Raw genomic sequence first — 24,690 nt, 5'->3', positions numbered from 1 at the left:
CTGCGGTCCCGGATCGATGCGTGCACCAGGACCGGAGGGAACCGTGACAGACAGCACGACCGCCGCAACCGCTTGCGACCACGGCGAGCAGGGTTACATCTCTGACAAAGCCGGATACCTCGCGCGACTCAAACGCATCGAAGGGCAAGCGCGCGGCATTGGCCGCATGGTCGATGAAGAGCGGTACTGCATCGATATCCTCACCCAGATCTCCGCGCTCACCGGAGCGCTGCAGAACGTCGCCGTCGGTCTCCTCGAGGACCACCTCCGCCACTGCATCGCCGACGCCGCCCGGGCCGGCGGCGACGTCGCCGAGGAGAAGATTCGCGAGGCATCGCAGGCGATCGAACGTCTCGTCCGCTGAATCACCCGATACCGCACAGCCCGCCGACCGCAACGGAAGTGCCAAACCACAATGGGCAGGCCGCTGCCACGCCGCGATACAGGGCGGTCGCGACGTTCATAGGACCGATCAATACAGTCCCTAGTGATGCCCATCCGACGCTTCGGGTCGCCCTGAGCAGCGCGGGCATCCCGCCAAGCCAGCGTTGGGCCGAACCCTCGCCTCGAAGGTTCTCCCGCCCGCCTCAGGCGGCCGGCGACAGAACACTAGCCGGCGAGTGTTCGATTTTCGGTGCGGATGACTCCTGGAGGATTGATGAGTGGCACTGTTCGCCGTCTCTTGACCATCACGACGGCAATCGGCGCACTCGTGCTGACCGGCTGCGCCAGCGCAGCCGGCGTCGCGGGCCAGGTCGGCGACGCGGGCTACATCGCTGGTGACGGCATCGTCACGGAGATCGCGCCGGCGGATCGCGCCGCGCCCGGCTCGTTCGCCGGCCCGTTGGCCAGCGGCAGCGAGTTCGACTCCGCGGCGCTCGAGGGCGTCGCGCTGGTCAACTTCTGGTACGCCGCGTGCCCGCCCTGCCGCATCGAGGCGCCCGTACTCGCGGAACTGCATGCCGAGTACGGCGATCGCGTCGACTTCATCGGCATCAACGTGCGCGACGGGGCCGCCCAGGCCATGGCCTTTGAGGAGGAGTTCGGCATCGAGTACCCCTCGGTCCTCGACGACCAATCTGCACAGGGCCAGCTCGCCTTTACCGGCATCATCGCCCCCAACGCGGTGCCATCGACGATCATCCTCGACGCCGAGGGGCGTGTGGCAGCTCGCGTCTCCGGGGCCGTCACGGACACCAGCATCCTGTCGACCCTGCTCCGGGAGGAACTGGAGCGATGACCCTGATGCTCGTCCAGGGCGTAGCCCTGGACCCCGGCGGTGCCGTCCTCAGTGGACAGCTGCTGATCTCCGTGCCGATGGCGCTGCTGGCAGGCATCGTCTCCTTCGCAAGCCCCTGCATCCTTCCGCTGGTCCCGGGCTATCTGGGCCTGATGGGTTCACTCGTCGGCGAGGAGGGCGGCCGAGCGAGGCTCATCACCGGCGTGGCGCTATTCGTCGTCGGCTTCACCGCCGTATTCGTGCTCGGCACCGCCCTCGTCGGTGCGGTCAGCTCGTTCCTGCTCGTCTGGTCCGCCGTGCTCGTGCGCGTTCTCGGTGTGCTGCTGATCCTGCTGGGGCTGGTGTTCATTGGGCAGCTCCGCTTTCTCCAGCGCGTCTGGAAGCCGCAGCAGCTTAAGGCTGGTGGGATGTGGGCAGCGCCCCTGGTGGGCGTCATCTTCGCGCTCGGCTGGACCCCGTGCTCGGGCCCGACACTGGCGGCGATCAGCGCCCTCACCGTCACGACCGGCAGCGCTTGGCAAGGAGCTCTCCTGGGTTTCGCCTACGCGTTGGGTCTGGGCATACCGTTCCTGCTGCTCGCGGTGGGACTCGGCTGGATGGGCTCGGCGATCGCGTGGATGCGCCGACACGTCCGAGCGATCAACATCGGCGGAGGGGTGACACTGATGATCATCGGCGTGCTGATGGTGACGGGCGCATGGGACGCCATTATGAACGAGATGCAGGGCTGGATCGCCTCCACTACCACGATCATCTGAGTCGGACCCGCTACTCGCGAGCGGCATGTTCCAGACACGCGGCGAATCTCGTCCTGGAGGGGCCTCCACCGCGAGGTCCATCGACGTTGCTTCACGACCCGGGCGTGAGTGCCGGGGGCAGAGAGACGATACCCCTGGGGGGTATACGCGCGACGCTTGCCCTATACCCCTCAGGGGTATAGGTTGGCCGCCATGAGCAGCCCCCACACGCACCATCCAGACCACCCCGAGGGCAGTGCGCCGGCCAGCCATGACGAGCACGCCGACCACAGCACGCATGGGCAGGCGATGCCGGACGACCATGCCCATTCGGCGATAGACGATGAGCATGCAGTCCACCAGCACGGCCAGCATGCCGGACACAGCACGGCGATGTTCAGGAACAAGTTCTGGGTCAGTCTTGTGCTGTCCATCCCGGTCGTGTACTTCAGCCCGATGTTCTCCGACCTGCTGGGATACAGCATCCCGGAGTTCCCAGGGTCGACATGGATTCCTCCGGTCCTGGGAACTGTCATCTTCTTCTACGGGGGCTCCCCGTTCCTGAAGGGCGGCTGGACCGAACTGCGCAGCCGGCAACCAGGCATGATGCTGCTGATCTCGATGGCGATCACCGTCGCGTTCGTCGCATCCTGGATCACCACGCTCGGCATCGGAGGCCTCGATCTCGACTTCTGGTGGGAGCTGGCTCTGCTTGTGGTCATCATGCTGTTGGGGCACTGGATCGAGATGCGTGCTCTCGGCTCAGCACGTGGGGCCTTGGACGCCCTGGCTGCGCTTCTGCCCGACGAGGCCGAGCGAGTCACGGGTGATGGAACCGAGGTCGTCGCTATCTCACAGCTGTCCCTCGACGATGTCGTGCTGGTTCGCTCTGGAGCGCGCCTCCCGACGGACGGCGAGATCACCGAAGGACACGCCGAGCTCGACGAATCCATGATCACGGGTGAATCGAAGACCGTGCCGCGCGGCCCCGGCGACACGGTAGTGGCAGGGACTGTCGCCACCGACAGTGCGCTCCGAGTCCGAGTGACCGCAATTGGCGCCGACACAGCCCTCGCGGGCATCCAACGGCTCGTCGCCGAAGCGCAAGCATCATCTTCCAAGGCTCAGGCACTAGCCGATAAGGCCGCGGCATTCCTGTTCTACTTCGCGCTCGGCGCCGGCATCATCACCTTCATCGTCTGGACACTGCTGGGCTACCCCGATGAGGCCGTGGTCCGCACGGTCACCGTCCTGGTCATCGCCTGCCCCCATGCCCTGGGTCTCGCCATTCCGCTGGTGATCGCTATCTCGACCGAGCAGGCCGCCCGTGCCGGGGTGCTGATCAAGGACCGCATGGCGCTGGAGCGGATGCGCACCATCGATGTCGTGCTCTTCGACAAGACCGGCACCCTGACGAAGGGGCAGCCCGCCCTCACCGGCGTCGCCGCGGTCGAAGGCATGACCGGCGACGAAGTGCTGGAGCTGGCGGCTGCCGTGGAAGCGGACAGCGAGCACCCCTCCGCCCGCGCGATCGTCGCGGCGGCACAGGACCGCAGCCTCCAGATCCCCGTCGCCAGCGGATTCGCTTCACTGACCGGCCGCGGCGTGACTGCAGACATCGGCGCATCCGCCGTCGCGGTCGGCGGACCGAACCTCATCAAGACAGAGGGACTCGAAGTGCCGCGCGCTCTAACCGCCCAGGCCGAACCGTGGGTAGAACGCGGTGCCTCCGTGCTTCACGTCATTCGCGACGGACAGGTCGTCGGCGCGCTCAGCTTGGAGGACGAGATCCGCGACGAGTCCCGCCAAGCCATCGCCGCGCTGCAGAAGCGCGGTATCAGGGTGGCCATGATCACGGGCGACGCCCAGCAGGTCGCCGACGCCGTTGCCGCTGAGCTGCACATCGACGAAGTGTTCGCTCAGGTCCTGCCCGAGGACAAGGACAAGAAGGTCGGCGAACTGCAGTCTCGTGGACTGAAGGTCGCCATGGTCGGCGACGGCGTCAACGATTCCCCCGCGCTCGCCAGGGCTGAGGTCGGCATCGCCATCGGAGCCGGCACGGACGTGGCGATGGAGTCTGCGGGGGTCGTTCTCGCCAGCAACGACCCGCGGGCCGTGCTGGCCATGGTCGATCTCTCCCGCGCGAGCTACCGGAAGATGATCCAGAACCTCGTGTGGGCCACCGGGTACAACATCATCGCCGTCCCCCTGGCAGCCGGCGTGCTGGCATTCGCTGGCGTGTCGATCTCCCCCGCTGTCGCCGCGATATTGATGTCGGCCTCCACGATCGTCGTCGCGCTGAACGCCCAGCTGCTGCGCCGTGTCAAGCTCGACCCGACCACAATCGAATAGCTGATCTCACGCGGCAGGCGCTGGCCGACCACGTTGTGACGATATCGAGAGGTGATTCCATCATGAAGCCCACCCCGGAGCACTCCGACAAGGGAGCCGTGCTGACACCCGACCAGCTGCATCGCATCCACGCCTGGTGGCGGGCGGCGAACTACCTGTCCGTGGGACAGATCTACCTGATGGACAATCCGCTGCTGCGGGAGCCGCTGCTGCCGGAGCACGTCAAGCCGCGGCTGCTAGGGCACTGGGGCACCACCCCGGGCTTGAACTTCATCTACGCCCACTTGAACCGCAGCATCATGGAGCGCGACTTGAACATGATGTACGTCATGGGCACCGGACACGGTGGACCAGGCCCGGTGGCGGCCGGCTGGTTGGAGGGGACCTACAGCGAGATCTACCCCGATGTCACTCAGGACCTGGCCGGCATGAGACGGCTGTTCAAGCAGTTCTCCTTCCCAGGAGGCATTCCCAGTCACGTCGCCCCGGAGACTCCCGGATCCATCCATGAAGGCGGGGAGCTGGGCTATGCCCTCTCCCACGCATACGGCGCAGCCTTCGACAACCCGGACCTGATCGTCGCGGCCGTGGTGGGCGATGGAGAAGCGGAGACCGGGCCGCTGGCTGCGAGCTGGCACTCCAACAAATTCATGAACCCCGCCCGAGACGGGGCCGTCCTGCCGATCCTGCACCTGAACGGCTATAAGATCGCCAGCCCAACGGTCCTCGCACGAATCGACCGTGACGAGCTCGACAAACTCCTGCGCGGCTACGGCCATGCTCCGTACTTCGTCGAGGGCGACGACCCCGAACAGATGCACCAGAACTTCGCCAGAGCCCTGGACGCTTGCGTCGACGAGATACAGGAGATCAAGCGCGGCGCCCGCGAGGAGGGCAAGACGGAGAGGCCGCGCTGGCCGATGATCGTGCTCCGATCCCCCAAGGGGTGGACGGGCCCCGCCGAGGTGGACGGGAAGAAGGTCGAGGGCTCTTGGCGCTCCCACCAAGTGCCCTTCAGCGCAGCTCGCGAGAACGACAGCCACCGTCAGGTCCTCGAGGACTGGCTGCGCAGCTACCGCCCGGAGGAGCTCTTTGACGAGTCCGGGGCGCCCGTGGAAGCCATCCGCAACCTGCACCCCGGAGGGACACGACGGATGAGCGCCAACCCGCACGCGAACGGCGGGGCGCTGCTGCGAGACCTGCGGATGCCCGACTTCCGCGACTACGCCGTGCCGGTGACCGAGCCTGGCACCGGAGCGGTGGAAGCGACACGCGTCCTCGGCGAGATGCTGCGGGACACGATGGCCGGCAACGAGGACAACTTCCGGGTCTTCGCCCCGGACGAGAACAACTCGAACCGCCTCTCAGCGATCCTGGAAGCAACCGACCGTGCCTGGAACGCTCACACCACGCCTGACGACGACGGTCTGGCGCGCGACGGACGCGTGATGGAGATCCTCTCCGAGCACACCTGCCAAGGCTGGCTGGAAGGCTACCTCCTCACGGGACGGCACGGACTCTTCTCCTGCTACGAGGCGTTCATCCACATCGTCGACTCCATGTTCAATCAGCACGCCAAGTGGCTGGACACGACGAACGACATCCCCTGGCGCCGGCCGATCGCATCCCTCAACTATCTGCTGACCTCGCACGTGTGGCGGCAGGACCACAACGGCTTCTCGCACCAGGATCCCGGATTCATCGACCTCGTCTTGAACAAGAAGCCCGAGGTCGTGAGAGTGTACTTGCCCCCGGACGCCAACACTCTGCTGTCGGTAGCCGATCACTGCCTGCGCAGCCGTCAGTATGTCAACGTCATCGTGGCGGGCAAGCAGCCGCAGCTGCAGTACCTGAACATGCCGGATGCCATCGCGCACTGCACAAAGGGCATCGGCATCTGGGACTGGGCGAGCACGGACGCGCATGCGGAAGCCGACGTGGTCATGGCCTGCGCCGGAGACGTGCCCACGATGGAAACCCTGGCCGCGGTCGACATCCTGCGCTACCACTTCCCGGACCTATCCATCCGGGTGGTGAATGTGGTCGATCTGCTGCGGCTGCAGGACGAGGCCGACAACCCGCACGGCCTGTCTGACCGGGAGTTCGACGCGCTGTTCACCACAGACAAGCCGGTGATCTTCGCCTACCACGGCTATCCGTGGCTCATCCATCGACTCACCTACCGGCGCACCAACCACGGCAACCTCCACGTCCACGGATACAAGGAAGAAGGCACCACGACGACGCCGTTCGATATGTGTGTGCTGAACAAGATCGACCGGCTCAATCTCGCGATCAGCGCGATCGACCGCGTGCCGCGCCTCAAGGACGTCTCGGCGCACGTACGCGAGGGGCTCCTGAACAAGCTCGTCGAGCACCGCCAGTACATCCGCACCCACGGCGAAGACATGCCGGAGATCAGGAACTGGGAGTGGACGGCCGCCCCCGGGCCCGCCAACCAGCGTGAGCAGGAACCACTGGATGAGCCCGCTTGACATGACTCCGCAGCACGCCGCGGACATTCCCTCGCCAGCGCGCTCCGACCACCGCACCGCAGTGCCCTATGACGCCGTGCTGTTCGATATGGACGGGGTGGTGACTCAGACGGCCACCGTGCATGCGGCGGCCTGGCAGGAACTGTTCGACTCCTTCCTCGCAGACCCGAGGTCCGGCGCGCAGTCGAACCACCCCTTCGACCCGGATCAGGACTACCGGCTCTACGTCGATGGGCGGAGCCGCGCGGATGGCATCCGCGCCTTCCTGGCCTCTCGCGACATCCGGCTCCCCGAGGGGTCGCCCGGCGATCCCCCCGACGCCTTGACGGTGGCCGGATTGGGGGCACGGAAGAACGAGCTGTTCCTGGCTGCGCTGGCGCGTGACGGCGCGAGCGCCTTCCCCGGCACGGTCGCACTGCTGGAGCGTCTCCGCGCCGGAGGGGTCCCCGTGGGCCTCGTCACCGCCAGCAGGAACTCGAGCGCACTGCTGGCTGATTCCGGCCTGGAGGCGGCGTTCGACGTGATCGTCGACGGCCGAGTGGCCGGGGATCTGGGGCTGCCCGGCAAGCCCGATCCGGCCATGTTCCTGGAGGCTGCGCACCGGCTCGGGGTGGCGCCCCAACAGGTCGCGGTCATTGAGGACGCCGTCTCCGGAGTACGGGCCGCGCGCACCGGCGGGTTCGGACTGGTCGTGGGGATCGACCGCACGGGAGATCGGGAGCAACTGGAGGACGCAGGGGCCGATGTCGTCCTGGGAGACGTCAGCCAACTGGATCTGGGCGCCTCGCGCACCGACCCGTGGACGCTGAGCTACGAAGGGTTCGATCCGGCGCACGAGGGCCACAGGGAGACCCTCACCGCACTGGGCAACGGGTACATGGCCACCAGAGGCGCGCGCCCGGAGCGAAGCGATGACGGGACCCACTATCCCGGAACCTATCTGGCCGGCATCTACAACCGCACTGTCGGCATCATCCACGGCCGCGAGCTGGAAGAGGAACACCTGGTCAACGTCCCCAACTGGCTGCCGGTGGACGTTCGCATCGGCGACGGTCCCTGGTGGTCAACCGGAGAGATCGACGTCCCGAAGGATCGGAGCGAGCTGGATCTGCGTCGGGGTGTGCTGACCCGTCACTCCACCCTCACCGGCCCGGGCGGGGAACGGCTCGCGGTGGTGCAGCGCCGCCTGGTCTCGATGCACAACCCTCACCTGGCTGCCCTCGAGACCACGCTGACCGCTCGGGGCTTCAACGGCGCCGTCAGCATCCGGGCCGGGATCGACGCGCGGGTCGCCAACACCAACGTCCGCGCCTATGCAGGCACAGGCAAGGTCCATCTGACGGATGCCGTGTTCAGAGAGACGGACGACAGCACCGTCCTCTGCGAGGTCGAGACCAATCAGAGCCGAGTGCGCATCGCCCTCGCCGTCCGGAGCGATATCGACGGCCCCGACGCGACACGCCATCATCCCGAGACCAGCACCGGCCGGCACCGGCGGCAGTTCGATCTCCGCCTGACCGACGGAGAACCGGTCACGATGACCAAGACGGTGGCGCTGGCAACCTCCCGGGACACTGCCATCTCGTCGCCGGCGGGCGCTGTCTTGGCGGAGCTGTCCCGGAACCGTGGCGGGTTCGACGCGCTGCTCGGAAATCACGAAGCGGCTTGGCGGCGCCTCTGGGACAGGTTCGCGATCACCCTCGATGCAGACCGGCAGTCCCAGCTGATCCTCAACCTGCACGTCTTCCACGTGCTGCAGGCGATATCTGAGCACACCGCCACCCTCGATGCTGGCGTGCCTGCTCGGGGACTGAATGGGGAAGGCTATCGCGGGCACGTCTTCTGGGACGAACTGTTCGTCATGCCCGTGATCGGGTCCCGGCTCCCGCAGGTGAGTCGCGCATTGCTGGAGTACCGGTTGCGGCGGCTGGACGCCGCGCGGGCGGCCGCCCGCAAGCAGGGCCTCGAGGGAGCGCTGTTCCCCTGGCAGAGCGGCAGCGACGGGCGGGAGGAGACGCCTCGCTGGCTCTACAACACCCGGTCAGCCCGCTGGATGCCGGACAACTCCAGCCGACAGCGGCACGTCGGCCTCGCCGTCGCGTACAACGCATGGCAGTACTTCCAGGCCACAGGCGATCGAGGCTGGCTGGCCACGCGTGGGGCGGAGCTGATCGTCGAGGTGACGAGGATGTTCGCGTCCCTGGTCACCCTCGACACTGCCACGAACCGATACCGCTTGACCGGAGTCATGGGCCCGGATGAGTACCACGACGGATACCCCGATGCACCCGGCGCGGGCCTGACGGACAGCGCCTACACCAACGTCCTGCTCTCCTGGGCGTGCGACCGTGCTGCCGATGTCCTGACCGAACTCGCGGGCCACCAAGCGGATGATCTGATCGACCGTCTCCAGATCGCTCCCGAAGAGCTCAGCCACTGGTCCCGGCTGGCTGGCTCGCTCGCCGTGTCATTCCATGCCGACCGAGTCATCAGCCAGTTCGACGGATACGAGGACCTGATCGAGCTCGACTGGCCGCGCTACCGCGCGAAGTACGGGAACATCGGGCGGCTGGATCTGATCCTGGAAGCAGAGAACGACACGACGAACCGGTACAAGCTGGCCAAGCAAGCCGACGTGCTCATGCTCATCTATCTGCTCGGGCCAACCGGCGTGATCGGGCAGCTGCACCGTCTCGGCTATCCCTTCACGCGAGCCGACCTCGAACGCACCGTGTACTACTACATCTCCCGCACCTCGGAGGGCTCCACCCTGAGCCGGGTCGTCCATGCCTCGGTGCTCTCCCAGTTCGATGAGTCCCGGGCCTGGGCACTCTTCCGCGAAGCGCTGGTCGCCGACCTGGACGACACCCAAGGCGGCACCACTCGTGAGGGAATCCACCTAGGGGCCATGTCGGGAACAGTCGACATCGTCGCCCGCTCATTCGCGGGGCTGCAGACCGAAGCCGATGCCCTCACCTTCACGCCCCGATTGCCCGCCAACCTGGGAACCGTCGAGTTCGAGATCCACTACCGGGGGCACCTCATCGACGTTGCCCTGAGCGCAGAGAGTCTGCTCATCCGGTTGCAGCCCAGTACCGCTCCCCCTGTCCGAGTCGGGGTCGCCGGAAGGTACGTGCCCCTCGCCGGCGGCGGCTGCGAAGAGTTCGTTCTAACCGACAGGGCGGTCCCAGACGGTCCTGAACGGACCGTGCAACAGACGAGACAACAGCACTTCGGAGAGGCAAGGGAATGAACAAGACCAGAGTGGCCGTCAACGGATACGGCGTCATCGGGAAGCGGGTCGCAGACGCGGTCCTGCTGCAGCCCGATATGGAGTTGGTCGGCGTCGCCGACGTCGTCACCGACTGGCGGATCCAGTCCGTTGCGGGGAGGCTGCCGCTGTTCGCGTCGACCGATCGGGCGCGCGACGAGATGCTTCAAGCCGGACTGCCCGTCGCGGGCTCGCTGGAGGATCTGCTGCAGCAAGCGGACGTCGTCGCCGACACCACTCCGAAGCACGTGGCGGCCGACAATCTGCCGCGGTACCGGCAGGCTGGAGTCAAGGTCGTGCTGCAGGGCGGGGAATCGCACGCGACGACAGGGCACTCGTTCGTGGCCCAAGCGAACTTCGAGAGCGCTTTGGGGCGCAACATGACCCGCGTGGTCTCCTGCAACACCACCAGCATCGTGCGGGTCCTCGGTGCGCTGCAGAACGCAAACCTGCTTGCGAAGGCCCGCGGTGTCCTGATCCGCCGCGCGACCGATCCGTGGGAGTCACACCTTGGGGGGATCATGAACACGATGGTTCCGGAGCAGAGCATCCCGTCGCACCAGGGGCCGGATGCGCAGACGGTCCTGCCTGACCTCGACGTTGTGACCATCGCGGCCAAGGCCGCCCATACCCAGACTCACAACCACTACTGGACGATTCATCTCACCCGCGCCGCGAGCCGGGAAGAGGTGCTCGCCGCTCTACGCGCGGCGCCGCGCATCGCGTTCATCAGAATGGCTGACGGCCTCGTCGCGCTGAACTCGACCGTCGAACTGATGAAGGATCTCGGCCGGCCCCGCGGCGACATGTGGGAAGTTGCGGTCTGGGAAGACCTGGTCACCGTGGAAGGTGACGAGGCCTATCTGACATACCAGGTCTTCAACGAAGCTATCGTCGTTTCTGAGACCATCGACGCTATCCGCGCCTTGACCAAGACCGCGCCCGACGCCGAGACCTCCATGAGACTGACTGACCGGTCGCTCGGCATGTCGCAAGACTTTCTCGGCTCGTCCGACTGATCGGTGGCTCAGGTTCCGCCGTGAAGAGCGCCACCGCGATCGCCCTTTCAAAGCCTTTAGGAGGAAGCCATGAGCAAAGACGGTCACAGTACGCACCTCCCCACTGGAGGAGACAGCCGAGCGCTGCGCATCTCGGGATGGCTGACGGGAGTGTATTTCGTCATCGAGTTGGTCATCGGGCTGTGGTCCGGATCGGTCGCGGTGATCTCCGATGCCTTCCACACGTTTTCGGCTGTCGGTGGGGTGCTGATCGCGCTGGTCGCCCAGCGTCTGAGCCAGCGCCCCGCCACGGCGAAGGAGACTTTCGGGTGGGCTCGCGCGGAGATCATCGGGGCTCTGTTCAACGGGCTCTTCCTCACCCTGATGGCCGCGTATGTGTTCTACATGGGAGCGATGCGGCTGGCCGACCCGATCGAGTTGCCCACCACGGTGATGTATGGGGTGGCTGCCGGGGGCATTGTCACCGAGCTCATCGCATTCCGGCTGCTTTATCAGCGCCAGAAGACGAACCTGAACATCAAGGGCGCGTTCTGGCACATCCTGCAGACCTTCGTCGGCAGCATCATCATCATCATCTCCGCGGTGGTCATCCAGTTGACAGGCTTCCTCGCGATCGACCCGCTGCTTGGCATGGTCTTCGGCGTGGTGCTGCTGTGGGCGTCGTGGACCATCATCCGGTCGGCCCTGAGAATCCTGATGCAAGGCACCCCGGAAGACCTTGACCTGCCGGCAGCGATTGCGGCCCTTGGGGAGATCAACGGGGTTGCGGACGTCCATCACGTGCATGCGTGGGCCATCACCTCGGGGCGCACCGTCTTCTCCGCGCACCTGCACGTGGCCAACCCGTCCCAGCATGAGGCCGTGCTGAAACAAGCGTCCGACCTGCTCACCGATCGGTTCGACATCTACTTCTCCACGCTGCAGGTCGAGCGCACCTGCCCGGCCGAGGCCGCCACGAGCATTGACATCACCAGACAGCCCTAGCTCGGCGCTAATCTGACCCCGCGACCTGAGGAAGGTCGATGAGCAACTCTGGGGACCTTCGGTGAGCACCGTCACCGCCAGCTCGCGCAGCAGCGCAAGGCCGCCTTCGCGGTCACGCCAACGGGGCCGAACCAGGTGTGGCAGCTGGACTTCAGCCAGTTCAAGACCACGACCGGCGGGACGTGGCGGATCACCGGCTGCCGGGCCTGGTTCTGCCCGCTCCCCCAGAATCCCGCGGGCCCGGTGCGTCACCGAACGCGAGAACCCACCTCGCTGCCCTCTCGATCTGAGGATTGCGACACGAACGTGAGAATTGCGGGCGCCTAACGGCGTTCCGACTTCCCCGGAATCACGCGGCTCTCGCGCGACACGGAGCGGGAGAACCTACAGCAACAGCAACTTTGTAGATTCTCAATTTCGGTGGCGCATTCTCAATTTCGTGGCGCAGCCGTGACGCAGCGTTCTCGGTTTCGTGGCGCAGGGCCGAACGCGTCTCCGTAGTCTTGGACGATGGGGTCGGTCGTGGCTTGGGGGGAGCGATGGCAGATCCCCCTCTACCTCGGCGCGATCGCAGCCGCGGTGCCACTCGGGATGGCGCTGCCCTCGCTCGGCGAGCCGTTGACGCACGCCATCACCCCCGTGCTCGTGCTGCTGCTCTACGCGACCTTCCTGGGGCTGCCGTTCGCTGCGATCCGCGCCGCTGCGCGCGATCTGCGGTTCCTGACCACCGTGCTCGCTTCGCGGTAGTGCCAGCCGTGGCCTTCGGGCTGTCCAGGCTCGTCGCCGCAGACGCCGCAGTGCTCCTCGGGCTGCTCCTCGTGCTGCTGACACCGTGCATCGACTACGTCATCGTCTTCTCCGCCCTGGCCGGTGCAGACAGCGCTCGCCTGCTCGCAGCGTCACCGCTGCTCATGCTTGGGCAGATGCTGCTTCTGCCGCTCTATCTGCTGCTCTTCGTCGGCCCGGAGACCATGGGGCTGGTCGAACTCGGCCCATTCGTCGAGGCCTTCCTCGTCCTCATCGTGCTTCCACTCGCAGCGGCCGCGGGTACACAATGGCTCGCAACCAGGCACCGCAGCGGCCAACCGATCATGAGCATCGCACGCGGTGCGATGGTGCCGATGATGATGCTGACCCTCGCGGTCGTCGTCGCATCCCAGGTCGCCGGCATCGGCGGTGAGCTCCTCGCACTCGCCGCCGTCGCACCGATCTTCGTGGCGTTCCTGATCGGGATGGTGCCGCTCGGCATCCTGGCGGGCCGGGTGGCACGTCTCGAGGTGCCGGCGACTCGCGCCGTGGCGTTCAGCGGCGCCACGCGGAACTCGCTCGTGGTGCTACCCCTTGCGCTCGCCCTTCCGGAGCAGCTATCTCTGGCGGCCCTGGTCGTCGTGACGCAGACGCTGGTCGAGCTCGTCGGCATGGTCGTCTACGTGCGGCTCATCCCCCGCCTGGTGCGGGCGCGGCCAACAGGATCAGCGCGGCTGGATGCCTAACTGCCGGAACCGCTCGATTGGTGATCGCGCAGTTGGTTCGGCGACGACGAGGTCCGCATACGAGATCGGACACTGCGCGCACGTGCAGCCGGCGAGGCTGTCACAGCGGGCATCGACCACCTGCCGCAGCGAATCGCGGATTGTTGAGAGATCAGCGATCTTCTGTTCGATCTCCTCGATCTTGGCCAGCGCACTGCTGCGCAGATCCGGTGCAGGGTGGCGTCGACGGCCGGCGTCGAGCAGTTCGGCCACCTCGTCGAGGCTGAACCCGAGCCGCTGTGCGGACTTGATCACGCGCAATAACGCGACCGTGTCCTCAAAGTAGGCACGGTGGCCGCCCAGGCTGCGAGACGGCGCCGCGAGCAGACCGCGACGCTCATAGTCGCGCACACCGACACCCGCACGCTCCGCGACCTGACCGCTGCGGAGCGTCACGCCCGCACCTCTGCCTTCGCCTGCAGCGAGCTCAGAATCGCATAGTGCTCTGCCGCACGCCGACGTCGAGCGCCACCTCACCGCTGACTGATGCTGAACTCGAAGAACGAGCAGCACGAGGCCTCCCTGGCGGCCTATTGAGCTGGCCTGGCTCTTTGTCGCCGACATTGATCCCGCAACGCTGCGGATCGCGCAACTGGTGGGACTCCACAAATCTCGAAACGTTCGCGACGACGAACGTCCGCTGATGTCGGAGTGAAGCTCAGCCGATTCACCGAAAAGCCCGAGACGCCGAGGTGCTACGCGGGCTGCCCTGCTCGTCCTCCGAGGCCCTCGCCATCGTCGCCCACGACGGCGAGGCGCTCGAACCGGGAACAATGGCTCATCCCCTGCCACATCACCAACAACAACGTCGAAACCGACGGCGCCGGCGGCTTGACTATGATCATCAACGTCACCGACTAACTCGGAACGCACGACACCCGCTGGCGATTCACCGTGAGGTGGAGCATGAACGTTGGTACCGTGTGCTCGATCGTGGCGTGACCGCGAACGACAGCTGAGGATGCAGCGACCGAAGCTGTGAGACGGGAAGACCATGGCCCAGCCCGAGCGGACCGAACGAGCCGGCCGGGCGAACTCGTGCTGGCGCAGCCTCCACTCTCGCATCGCGGCCACCGTCGCCATCGGCGCTATGCTCGCGACCCTGGTAGCACCAGGCGCGCCACAGGCACTGGCCGCCGACGAGTACGGCTTCCCGACCTGGGCAGAGGTTGAGGCCGCCCGCGGCAACGAGGACGCCAAGGACCAGCAGATCGGCGAGATCCGCGCGCTCATCTCGCAGCTCGAGTCCGACGCCGCCAACGCGCAGGCGCTCTCCGACCAGCGCGCGGCAGAGGCGATCGAGGCGCAACGCGTCTACGACGAGGCCGTCGCGGCGGCCGAGGGGCTGCAGCAGCAGGCCGACGACGCCTCGGCGAGCGCCGAAGAATCGCAGCTGGCCGCCGGCCAGCTCGCCGCGCAACTCGCACGCACGGGCGGCACGGGCGACATGAGCGCCCAACTCTTCGCCAACCCCGGCTCGGCCGACGACTGGCTGCATGAGCTCGACATGCTGGACCGCGTCGCAGGCACCGCTGACACCCTTTACGAGCAGGCGCAGCAGGACGCCAACACGGCGCAGTCGCTGCAGGATCAGGCCGCGGTCGCCCGCGACGCGTTGCGCGAGCTGAAGCTCGCTGCTGAAGAGGCGTACGCGGCCGCGCAGGCGTCGGCAACCGCCGCGCAAGAGGCGGTCGTGGCGCAGCAGGGGCATCGCGTCGAGCTCGAGGCGCAGCTTCAGGTGCTCGTCGAGAATCGCCGCGCGACCGAGGACGACTACCAGGCAGGGCAGCGCCACCGTGCGTGGCTGGCCGAACAGGAGCGGCTGCGACGCGAGCGCGAAGCGCAGGAGCGCGAGGCTGCCCGCCAGCGCGCGCTCGAGGAGCAGCGCCGGCTGGACGCAGCCGCTCGCGAAAACGGAGGCACCGGCGGTGGCACGGTGGTCCCTGTTGCCCCGTCTGGCGACAGCGGCTGGCAGACGCCCCTATATGGCCGCTTCACCTCGGCCTACGGCATGCGCAACGATCCGCTCGGCCGGCTCGGTCGCAAACTGCACGCCGGCGTCGATATCGCCGCCGGGTGCGGCGCACCGATCTATGCCGCCGCCGACGGCGTCGTGACGCTGCGTTCGCGCGACACCTACGGCGCCAACATGCTCTATATCGATCACGGCGGCGGCGTGCGGACCGAGTATTACCACATGATGCGACCCGCCAGCGTGGCGCCAGGACAACGTGTGCAAGCCGGCCAGGTCGTCGCGTACGAAGGCAGGACGGGCTACGTCACCGGCTGCCACCTGCACTTCCAGCTGCGCGTCGGCGGCACGCTCGTGAACCCCGAAACCTTCCTGAACGCGCGAGGCGTTTCCCTGCGTTGACTGCTGCCGCGTGGCAACCGGCCAGGCGGCCTTTTAACCGCTACTCGAGGTTCATCTCACGAGTCTGCAGCCACAGCATCGGATCGAAGGAGACGTAGTCGGTGTTCTTCATCTCGAGGTGCAGATGGGGGCCGGTCGAGCGGCCGGAGCTGCCTACTTGACCGATGACCGTCGTGATGTCGACGACCTGTCCGACTTCGACTTGGATCGAGCCGGGCAGCATGTGCGCGTACCAGGACTGCACAAACTGCCCATCAATGTTGTGGTCGATGAAGACGGTGTAGCCGCCACCGCCGGGATTGTTGCCCTGCCAGACGGCCGAGACGACACCGTTCGCAACGGGCCGAATTTCCGTGCCGAGGCCGGGGGCGATATCCGTTCCCCCATGGGATCCTCCCGGGCGATATCCGAACGGACTCGTGATCCGCAACTGCGCCAAGCTCGGGAACGGGCTCTGCACATAGTCGGTGCTGAGCATCTCCCAGACCCGTGGGAACGCGGGATCTCCCCCATACGACGAGCCGGACGCCTCTGAGTCGGCGACTGCCTGATAGCTCGCGAACTCGTCATCCGACATGCTCGCGCCGGCGAGCGGGTCGGTGACGACGATCTCGTCGCGTGCGAAGAATGTGTCGTTGTCGGCGTTGACGCGATCCAACTCCTGGGAGCTCGGTTCGATCGACAACACCTCCGGCGCGAGTGTTGGCGCTTCAATCGCCTGTGCGGGGAGAGAGGTGACGGCGACGAGCGATCCGATGAACACCAGCGCACTGCCCGCCGTGAACTTTCGCGCCAGGTTGCGGGCTCGGGGGGCGGGACGGGACGGCGGAGCGGTCGGAACTGCTTGCCGGATCGTGCGAGGCGCCAGCCGCCGCGGCGCAGGAGACCCTCCGGTTGCCGGAAGCTCGTTGTCGGCGCCCAGTGCGGGGTTCGCAATCGTGATGCTGGCCACCGAGGGGCCCGCCGCGGCCTTCGAGACCGTCAGCTCCCGGGCGGACTGCGTAGCGGCCTCACGCATCGCACGGCGACTCGTGTACAGCGACGGGGAGCCCTGCAGCACCTGCACACGAGCAGTTGCACGCGCTTCGGCGCCGGTGCGGGCGATCGCCTGGGCCGCGCGCTCCTGCTCGCGCAGGGCTCGCCGGGTGGCCGGCTGTGCAGAGCCGGCCTGTGAGGGAGCCTCGGTCGCTGCCCGTGCAGGGGATGTGGGCTGCGTCACGCCAGGTAGGTCCTCAGGGTTCTTCAAGCGGACGTCGGCGAGACGCATCGGCAACTGGCGATGCAGAGACTCGCGACGGATCGCGTCCAGCGCGAACCTATCGAATATAACGGATTGGTAACGGCCCCGTCAACGTTCCGCCGGCACCGGCGGCGACGCCGAGCACAGCGCAGCGGCCCCGGCCCCCGGCTCCGCCCGCTGGCACCGGATGGCAAACCGAGGGGGTGACAATCCCCGCCGCAGCCGGTTCGATGGAGTACAGACCAGAACGGACGAGCGAAGGAGAGACTCATGAGCCACCACGTGAAGGCGATGCTCGAGACCTACCCGAAGGACCTCGGTGACATCGACCAGCAGGTGCTGGCCGCCTGCATCGAAGCCTGCTTCGAGTGCGCGCAGACGTGCACCGCATGCGCCGACGCCTGCCTCTCGGAGGAGATGGTCGCTGAGCTCGCCAAGTGCATTCGCACCAACCTGGACTGCGCCGACGTGTGCGAGACGACGGGTCGCGTGCTCTCACGTCACACCGGCTACGACGCCAACGTCACTCGTGCCCTCTTGGAGGCGTGCCAGGTGGCGTGTAAGGCGTGCGCGGACGAATGCGAGCAGCACGCGCAGATGCATGAGCACTGCCGCGTGTGCGCTGAGGCGTGCCGCCGGTGCGAGCGCGCATGCGCGAACCTGCTTGCCGCACTGGGCTGACCTGCATCGCCTCCGCTCCGGAGGACGCACCACGTACTGACCCCCGCAGCCTCTCGGGTCGTGCCGTCTGGTTGCGTGGTTCAAGCCTGCGTGCAGGCGAGGCCTGCACCATGTTCCCGGCGGACCAGGCCACCAGATTCGGCGCCGCCGCGACGAGACGAAACAGGAGCATTGAGAATGGAACACGAAGACGATCACCAGCACGGACGAGACTCCAACGACGGCCGGGATAAGTCCCACACCGGCATGAAGCAGTACTTGCGGTTCGCCGCCATGATCCTGACCGGGATGGTTGTCATGTATGCGGCGATGTACGCCGGCTCCTGGGAGTGGGGCCACGTGCGCTGGAGTGAGAGCCGCCTGTTCATGGCGTTGACGATGGGCGGCGCCATGGGGATCGTCATGCTCGCGTGGATGCTGCAGATGTACAAGAACCCGAAGGCGAATATCGCGGTGATCGCTGTGAGCGTGCTGTTGTTGGGAGGCGGTATTGCCCTCGATCGGACTCAGGCCACGGTGAACGACTCCGACTTCATGAGTGCCATGATCCCGCACCACTCCCTCGCAATCACGCGCTCCGAGCGCGCGAACCTTGACGACGTGCGGGTATGCGAGCTGGCGGTCGAGATCAGCGAGGCGCAACGGCGCGAGATCTTCGAGATGCAGTGGCTCATCGACGACATCGCAGCCAACGATGCGGCGACCACGCAGCAGGAGGCAGAGGCTCGGCCCGTGCCGGCCTACGAGGAGCCGGCCGAGCGTCAATGCTCGACGGGATAACCGAACTGGGGCTGCTGGTTCAGCAGCCCTGATCCAGCCCATGTCGCCACGGTTGCTCGACGAGCCGGGCGGTACGCTGGACGAGTGAGGTCGGTGGTCGAGGTGCGGTCGCTGAGCGGCAGGCGGGGTAACGCGGTCTCGCGCACTCGCCTGCTGTTGGTCGTGCTGATCCTCGCCGTGACCGGAGTGCTCGTCGGCCTGCTGGCCATGCACGTGCTCGGCGGGACGCCTCATGCGGCGCACGATGCTGCTCATACGGCAGCCTCGCAGTCGATGAGCGACGACCACGCAGCGCCCGGAGTCCACTGCGGCGAGACCGGTTGTGACGAACTCTGGGTGATGGCCGCAAGCTGCGTGCTGGCACTGCTGGCACTCACGCTGCTGTTGCCGGCCTCCCCAGTGCGATGGTTCGTGCGAACGAGCGCTCCACCGACGCGCTCCACTTTCCCACTCCTCGCACGGTTTGCTCCCACCCCGTCGCTCGTCGCACTCTCGATCAGCCGGACTTGATGGAGCCGATGCGGCCGCACCCATGCAGCCGCATCTGGCCAACCCAACCAATCCTGACTGACAGAGAGAAGAACACCATGCATGCACCCAAGCGCGCGCTCGCAGCGAGCGCGCTCACGATCGCCCTCGCGCTCACCGGCTGCTCCGCCGCGTCCGAGCCCGCCACGAACCCCTCGACCTCGAGCAGCCCGACGGAGAACAGTACCGGCGGCGCGCAAGTGACGGGCTTCAACCAGGACGATGTGATGTTCGCGACGAACATGATCGCCCATCACCAGCAGGCCATCGAGATGTCCGAGACACTGCTCACAAAGTCGGACGTCGATGAGCGCGTCGCCGAGCTCGCCGAGCGCATCCGGGCGGCGCAGCAGCCGGAGATCGAACGCATGAACGCCATGCTGGAGGCCTGGGGCGAGGAGCCCATGGAAGGCATGGAAGGCATGGACCATGGCTCCGGCACGGGCGGCGGCATGATGTCGGAAGCCGACATGGCGCAGCTTGAGGAAGCACCGGGGTCCGAGGCGTCGAGCCTGTTCCTGGAGCAGATGATCGTGCATCACGACGGCGCAGTGGAGATGGCGGAAGCCGAAGTCGCCGGCGGCGAGAACGCCGAAGCGGTCGAGCTGGCCGAGCGCATCATCAGCGACCAGTCGACAGAGATCGCCGAGATGGAAGCGCTGCTGACCGAACTGTGACGACTAGGTGTGGGGGCGGTGGTTCTGCTGCCGCCCCACACCGGCATCACTCCCGGGTGGGCTGCCGCCGGCACTCCGCTCCCCTCAGCCAACTGCATCGAGAAGAACGGTCTATGCAACTCCATCGATCACCGCGCCACCGGCGCTTCGCCGCGGCCGCCGCACTCTCCGCCGCGACCATCCTGGCCGCCACTGCATGCGCCCCCACGGGCGCGACCGCGGCATCCCTCACCACGGACAACCACATCCACAAGCTCATCCCGAGCGACGACGGACTGTCGTTGCTCGTCGGCACCCACAACGGCCTGTTCACCGTCGACCTCGACTCCGGCGATGTGGCAGGCCCGGTGGGCGAGCACGTCATCGACCTCATGGGCCTGACCCGCGCCGGGGGCGAGCTGCTCGCCTCCGGCCACCCCGGGGCGTCTGGGCCTCAGCACCTGCAGGGGCCGAACCTCGGTCTCATCCACAGCTCCGACGCGGGCGAGACCTGGGAAGCCGTATCGCTCGAGGGCGTGGCCGACTTCCACTCGCTCACCTACGACCCGGCTGCAGGCACGGTGGTCGGCGTGCACGCGGGCCAGATCCTCATCAGCGACGACATGGGCGCGACGTGGCGCGAAGGCGCGGCAGCGGATCCCTATGACCTGCTCGCCACCAGCGACGGGCTGCTGCTGACGAGCATCGCCGGACTCAGCGTCAGCACCGACACGGGCGAGAGCTTCCAACCGGTCGAGGGCGCCCCACCACTCGTGCTGCTCGCCAATGCCGAGGACACGGTCATCGGTGTCGATCTCGACGGCACGCTGTGGCGGTCTGAGCCTGGAATGCAGTGGGCCCCAGTAGGCACGACCCCAGGGCAGTTCCACGCGCTGACGGTCCTCCCGGGCGGCGAGGTGATCGTCGCGACGGAGGCAGGGCTGCAGCGCACCAGCGATCTCGGCCAGAGCTGGGAGCCGCTCATCTCCTGACACCTGCCGCCATCAGGAAGTCATCGGCGGCCCGCGAGCTCGGCCTTGATGGCGAGGATCTCGCGGGCCGCCGAGAGTCCGACCGCCCCCGTCACGCACCCGTCGCCGTCACGGAAGGTCGTGACGATGCTGCCCTCACGCGAGCGGGCCGTGCCGACGACCGCGTTCGGTGACACGGTGCCGACCCCCATGATCGAAGTCCCGTAGACGTTCAAGCTGAAACCGGAGGCCGCGCGGTACGGTCCCGGGTCCTCGCCTTCACCGAGGTCGTGCAGGATGGTGCGCGCGGCGTGCGCGCCCTGGGCCATGGCATCGTCCCAGTGGTCGATGCGGTGCCACGAGCCCTCCGGGGTCGTGTGCGCTGCTGCTGCGCCGGCCGCGTACGCACCGGGGATCGTGCCCGCCCGCAGGCGGTCATCGACCCTCACCCCTTCGGCGTCCCCGGACGCCCATGACGTATCCGGCACGGTCCCCTGCGCCACGATCACCAGATCCGAGCGCAGCTCGCTGCCGTCGTCGAGCCTCACGCCCGTGTGCGAAGCGGACGGCAGCAGTGCGGTCACGGCTCGCCCGAAGTGGGCGTCGACGTGCGCGGCGTGCAGGTCTCGAAGCCGCGTCGCGATCGGGCGCCCGAGCACGCGCGCGAGCGGCACGTCCGATCGCGCGACCAATTGCAGCTCGGCGCCTGCCGCTGCGAAGTAGCTCGCGACCTCAGACCCCACCAGGCCAGCGCCGAGCACCGTCACGGTGCGCCCGGTTGGATCGTCCCCGAGGTGGTCGCGGATCCGCAGAGCGTCTTCCGCGCGATGCAGCGAGAAGACGCCGGGACCAGCACCGCCGGGAAGCGCCCTTGGCGTGCTGCCCATCGCCAGCAGCAGGGTGCTGTAGGGCAGCGCCCGGCCGTCCTGCAGGCGGACGACGTGCCGATCCGCGTCAATGGTGAGCGCGCGCCCGTGCACGAGCTCGACGCCGAGCGGCGTCAGATCCTTGAGCGCCGCCTGTTCGACGGTGAGCAGGCCGGGCAGGATCGCCTTGTCGACCAAGGTTCGGCTGTACGGCGGATGCGGCTCGTCATGCACGATCCGCACGGAGCCGGTGAACCCTGCTGCGCGCAGCGCGGCCGCCGCTGCGTGCCCAGCGGCTCCTGCTCCGACGATCAAGACGTCCGACTCGAGCATCGACATGGCGCTCAGCTCCTCCTCTTGACGCGCATACCCCTTCTGGGTATATCGTCGTCTCAACCAATACCCCCCAGGGGTATCTTGTCAAGTGAGAGGAAGACACCATGAGCACCTCCGAGTTCCAGGTCACCGGCATGAGCTGCAGCCACTGCGAGGTCGCGATCCGCGGCGAGGTCGGGCAGGTCGCGGGTGTCGAGAACATCGAGGTGAGCGCGCAGACCGGCCGGCTCGTGGTCACCGGCTCGCAGCCGGTCGACGAGGCGGCGATCCTCGCCGCGGTCGATGAGGCCGGCTACGAGGCGGCGCCGATCCGATGAACACCGTCGGCCGCTTGGTCATCTACGGCGCTGGTCTCGCGCTGGCCTTCGGCGGAACCTTCGCCATCGCCGCAGCCGTCGTCCCGGACGCCACCGTCGCCGCCTGGTCGCAGGACGACCGAGGGGCCCACAGCGATCCGGCCACCAGCACGACCGCACCACCAGCAACCACGCGGGAAGAGCAGGAGATCGACGTGACCGGAGTCACCATCGCCCAATCGGGCTTCATGATCGGACCGATCGACGCGCCCGCGCAGCCGGGTGAGACGAGCCCGCTCTCGTTCCAGATCCTCGATGGCGACGGCACACCGGTGACCGCATTCGAGACTGCCCACGGGAAGGACCTGCATCTGATCACGGTCCGCACCGACGGCGCCGGGTACCGTCACGTGCATCCGGAGCTCGATCCGGCGACGGGAACGTGGTCGCTGCCGTGGACATGGGAAGCCGCCGGCAGCTATCGGGTGTACGCCGACTTCACGACGCCGGACGCCACGACCGTCACGCTCTCCCGCATGATCGACGTGGCCGGCACGCTCGAACCGCAGCCGCCGGCCGGCGTCAGCCTTCGCGACAACGTCGACGGCTTCGATGTGACGATCACCGGCGAGCTGGCGGCGGGCAGCGCGAGCGATCTGACCGTCGAGGTGACCCGGGACGGTGACCCCGTCGCCGATCTCGAGCCCTACCTCGGCGCCTTCGGGCACCTGGTCGCCCTCCGCCAGGGCGACCTCGCGTACCTGCACGTGCATGCGCACGGCGACGAGCCGCAGCCCGGCGACCTGGCAGGCCCCGGCGTGTCGTTTACGGCGGAGGTGCCGACCACCGGTCTCTACCTGCTGTATCTCGGCTTCCAGGTCGACGGACAGGTGCACACCGCACAGTTCGTGCTCGACGCAATCCCCCCGTCGGGCAGCGCGGGCATCCCCGACGCGCCCGCCGGCGGCACCGACGATGACGCTGATCACGACGGGCACTGACCACCTTTCCTACCCCGGGATCCGCACTGCGCGCCCGACGCCCCGACGCCCCGACGCCCCGACGAGGAGACGATCATGACTGACCCGCAGCCGACAGCCGCAGCTTCCCCCACCAGCATGGAGCTGGAGATCGGCGGGATGACGTGCGCATCCTGCGCGATGCGGATCGAGAAGAAGCTGAACAAGCTCGACGGCATCACCGCGACCGTGAACTATGCGACGGAGAAGGCCAAGGTCTCAGCACCAGCGGACTTCGATCCCGCGCTGCTGATCGCCGAGGTGGAGAAGACCGGCTACACGGCAGCGCTCCCCGCCCCAGACCGGCCGTCGATGCTGGACGACGAGAGCGAGGCTCCGGATGCTGAGCTGGTCAGTCTGCGGCACCGGCTGATCGGCTCCGTCGTGCTCACCGTCCCCGTGATCGCCATGGCGATGGCGCCGGCGCTGCAGTTCACCTACTGGCAGTGGCTCTCGCTCGCGCTCGCCGCGCCGGTGATCGTGTGGGGCGCGTGGCCGTTCCACAAGGCGGCGTGGACGAACCTGCGGCACGGGGCCGCGACGATGGACACGCTCATCTCCATGGGCACCAGCGCGGCGTTGCTGTGGTCGCTCTACGCCCTGTTCTTCGGCACCGCCGGCGTCCCCGGCATGACCCACGCGTTCGAGCTCACCGTCGCTCCCAGTGACGGTGCCGCGAACATCTACCTGGAGGTCGGCGCCGGGGTGACGATGTTCATCCTGGCTGGCCGCTACTTCGAGAAGCGCTCCAAGCGGCAGGCTGGCGCGGCGCTGCGAGCGCTGCTCGAGCTGGGCGCGAAGGACGTCGCCGTGCTCCGCGACGGCGTCGAGGTGCGCATCCCGACCACAGATCTCGCCGTCGACGACGAGTTCGTCGTCCGGCCCGGGGAGAAGATCGCCACCGACGGCACGGTCGTCTCCGGCACCTCCGCGGTCGACGCCTCCATGCTCACCGGCGAATCGGTGCCCGTCGAGGTCGGAGCGGGCGACACCGTCACCGGAGCCACCGTCAACGCCGGCGGCCGCATCGTCGTGCGCGCCACGCGGGTCGGCTCGGACACGCAGCTCGCCCAGATGGCGAAGCTCGTGGAGGACGCGCAGTCCGGCAAGGCCGACGTGCAGCGCCTCGCCGACAAGATCTCCGGCATCTTCGTGCCGATCGTGATCGCCATCGCCGTGGCCACGCTCGGCGCCTGGCTCGGCGCCGGCTTCCCCGCCGCGGCCGCATTCACCGCCGCCGTCGCCGTGCTGATCATCGCCTGCCCCTGCGCGCTCGGCCTCGCGACCCCGACCGCGCTGCTGGTGGGCACGGG

20 protein-coding genes and 1 pseudogene are annotated in these 24,690 nt (G+C 67.4%); 18 read left to right on the top strand and 3 right to left on the bottom strand.

The window, feature by feature from the left end; genetic code table 11:
• Window positions 1–16 precede the first annotated feature (16 nt).
• From ACJJVL_RS09230 to ACJJVL_RS09190, 9 genes and pseudogenes are all read left to right on the top strand, one after another.
• Window positions 17–364 carry a metal-sensitive transcriptional regulator gene (locus tag ACJJVL_RS09230; RefSeq protein WP_405218325.1) on the top strand — a complete coding sequence of 116 codons (348 nt, stop codon included), beginning with the start codon at window positions 17–19 and terminating at the stop codon, window positions 362–364.
• Between the two features lie 294 nt (window positions 365–658).
• Window positions 659–1,240, top strand: coding sequence for a TlpA family protein disulfide reductase (locus ACJJVL_RS09225; RefSeq protein ID WP_405218323.1), 582 nt, complete (start codon window positions 659–661; stop codon window positions 1,238–1,240).
• Window positions 1,237–1,998: a cytochrome c biogenesis CcdA family protein gene (locus tag ACJJVL_RS09220; protein WP_405218321.1), complete on the top strand. Its 762-nt coding sequence runs from the start codon at window positions 1,237–1,239 to the stop codon at window positions 1,996–1,998. The genes ACJJVL_RS09225 and ACJJVL_RS09220 overlap by 4 nt, the downstream gene beginning before the upstream one ends.
• A gap of 192 nt (window positions 1,999–2,190) precedes the next feature.
• Window positions 2,191–4,329: a heavy metal translocating P-type ATPase gene (locus ACJJVL_RS09215; protein ID WP_405218320.1), complete on the top strand. Its 2,139-nt coding sequence runs from the start codon at window positions 2,191–2,193 to the stop codon at window positions 4,327–4,329.
• Between the two features lie 62 nt (window positions 4,330–4,391).
• The gene (locus ACJJVL_RS09210; protein ID WP_405218319.1) at window positions 4,392–6,824 is read left to right on the top strand and encodes a phosphoketolase; all 2,433 of its coding nucleotides are present in this window, start codon (window positions 4,392–4,394) and stop codon (window positions 6,822–6,824) included.
• Window positions 6,811–10,077 carry a beta-phosphoglucomutase family hydrolase gene (locus tag ACJJVL_RS09205; protein WP_405218318.1) on the top strand — a complete coding sequence of 1,089 codons (3,267 nt, stop codon included), beginning with the start codon at window positions 6,811–6,813 and terminating at the stop codon, window positions 10,075–10,077. The genes ACJJVL_RS09210 and ACJJVL_RS09205 overlap by 14 nt, the downstream gene beginning before the upstream one ends.
• Window positions 10,074–11,114: a type II glyceraldehyde-3-phosphate dehydrogenase gene (locus tag ACJJVL_RS09200; protein ID WP_405218317.1), complete on the top strand. Its 1,041-nt coding sequence runs from the start codon at window positions 10,074–10,076 to the stop codon at window positions 11,112–11,114. The genes ACJJVL_RS09205 and ACJJVL_RS09200 overlap by 4 nt, the downstream gene beginning before the upstream one ends.
• Window positions 11,115–11,183: 69 nt before the next feature.
• Window positions 11,184–12,098 (top strand): cation diffusion facilitator family transporter, encoded by a 915-nt coding sequence (locus ACJJVL_RS09195; RefSeq protein WP_405218316.1) that lies wholly within the window; start codon window positions 11,184–11,186, stop codon window positions 12,096–12,098.
• Between the two features lie 510 nt (window positions 12,099–12,608).
• Window positions 12,609–13,591, top strand: a pseudogene (locus tag ACJJVL_RS09190) (arsenic resistance protein).
• Here the strand turns inward: ACJJVL_RS09190 and ACJJVL_RS09185 are convergent.
• Entirely contained in the window at window positions 13,571–14,026 is a 456-nt protein-coding gene (locus ACJJVL_RS09185) for a MerR family DNA-binding protein (RefSeq protein ID WP_405218314.1), read from the bottom strand. The pseudogene ACJJVL_RS09190 and the gene ACJJVL_RS09185 overlap by 21 nt on opposite strands.
• Window positions 14,027–14,624: 598 nt before the next feature.
• On the opposite strand from ACJJVL_RS09185, the gene ACJJVL_RS09180 reads away from it, so the two are divergent.
• Window positions 14,625–16,004 (top strand): peptidoglycan DD-metalloendopeptidase family protein, encoded by a 1,380-nt coding sequence (locus ACJJVL_RS09180; protein ID WP_405218312.1) that lies wholly within the window; start codon window positions 14,625–14,627, stop codon window positions 16,002–16,004.
• Between the two features lie 40 nt (window positions 16,005–16,044).
• On the opposite strand, the gene ACJJVL_RS09175 is transcribed toward ACJJVL_RS09180, so the two are convergent.
• On the bottom strand, window positions 16,045–17,271 hold the full coding sequence (locus ACJJVL_RS09175; protein ID WP_405218311.1) for a peptidoglycan DD-metalloendopeptidase family protein: 1,227 nt from the start codon (window positions 17,269–17,271) through the stop codon (window positions 16,045–16,047).
• Window positions 17,272–17,514: 243 nt separating this feature from the next.
• On the opposite strand from ACJJVL_RS09175, the gene ACJJVL_RS09170 reads away from it, so the two are divergent.
• From ACJJVL_RS09170 to ACJJVL_RS09150, 5 genes are all read left to right on the top strand, one after another.
• Entirely contained in the window at window positions 17,515–17,925 is a 411-nt protein-coding gene (locus ACJJVL_RS09170) for a four-helix bundle copper-binding protein (protein ID WP_405218310.1), read from the top strand.
• A 177-nt stretch (window positions 17,926–18,102) separates the two neighbouring features.
• Window positions 18,103–18,705 carry a DUF305 domain-containing protein gene (locus ACJJVL_RS09165; protein ID WP_405218308.1) on the top strand — a complete coding sequence of 201 codons (603 nt, stop codon included), beginning with the start codon at window positions 18,103–18,105 and terminating at the stop codon, window positions 18,703–18,705.
• An 84-nt stretch (window positions 18,706–18,789) separates the two neighbouring features.
• Window positions 18,790–19,215: a DUF6153 family protein gene (locus tag ACJJVL_RS09160; protein WP_405218307.1), complete on the top strand. Its 426-nt coding sequence runs from the start codon at window positions 18,790–18,792 to the stop codon at window positions 19,213–19,215.
• Window positions 19,215–19,910, top strand: coding sequence for a DUF305 domain-containing protein (locus tag ACJJVL_RS09155; RefSeq protein ID WP_405218305.1), 696 nt, complete (start codon window positions 19,215–19,217; stop codon window positions 19,908–19,910). Before ACJJVL_RS09160 ends, ACJJVL_RS09155 begins: the two co-directional genes overlap by 1 nt.
• A gap of 113 nt (window positions 19,911–20,023) precedes the next feature.
• Complete coding sequence (locus tag ACJJVL_RS09150) at window positions 20,024–20,881, top strand: WD40/YVTN/BNR-like repeat-containing protein (protein ID WP_405218304.1); 858 nt, start codon at window positions 20,024–20,026, stop codon at window positions 20,879–20,881.
• 20 nt (window positions 20,882–20,901) lie between these two features.
• On the opposite strand, the gene ACJJVL_RS09145 is transcribed toward ACJJVL_RS09150, so the two are convergent.
• A complete protein-coding gene (locus ACJJVL_RS09145) occupies window positions 20,902–22,065 on the bottom strand; it encodes an NAD(P)/FAD-dependent oxidoreductase (RefSeq protein WP_405218303.1) in 1,164 nt (387 codons plus the stop codon).
• A gap of 101 nt (window positions 22,066–22,166) precedes the next feature.
• Between ACJJVL_RS09145 and ACJJVL_RS09140 the strand changes: the two genes are divergently transcribed.
• The 3 genes from ACJJVL_RS09140 to ACJJVL_RS09130 form a co-directional block, all read left to right on the top strand.
• The gene (locus ACJJVL_RS09140) at window positions 22,167–22,379 is read left to right on the top strand and encodes a heavy-metal-associated domain-containing protein (RefSeq protein ID WP_405218302.1); all 213 of its coding nucleotides are present in this window, start codon (window positions 22,167–22,169) and stop codon (window positions 22,377–22,379) included.
• A complete protein-coding gene (locus ACJJVL_RS09135) occupies window positions 22,376–23,359 on the top strand; it encodes a heavy-metal-associated domain-containing protein (protein WP_405218301.1) in 984 nt (327 codons plus the stop codon). The genes ACJJVL_RS09140 and ACJJVL_RS09135 overlap by 4 nt, the downstream gene beginning before the upstream one ends.
• Before the next feature lie 75 nt (window positions 23,360–23,434).
• The coding region (locus ACJJVL_RS09130) for a heavy metal translocating P-type ATPase (protein WP_405218300.1) at window positions 23,435–24,690 on the top strand (1,256 nt) is incomplete at its 3' end.

It is taken from the genome of Agrococcus sp. Ld7, from assembly GCF_045064095.1.
Taxonomy (GTDB): domain Bacteria; phylum Actinomycetota; class Actinomycetes; order Actinomycetales; family Microbacteriaceae; genus Agrococcus.
This window is presented reverse-complemented; position numbering and strand designations above follow the sequence as displayed.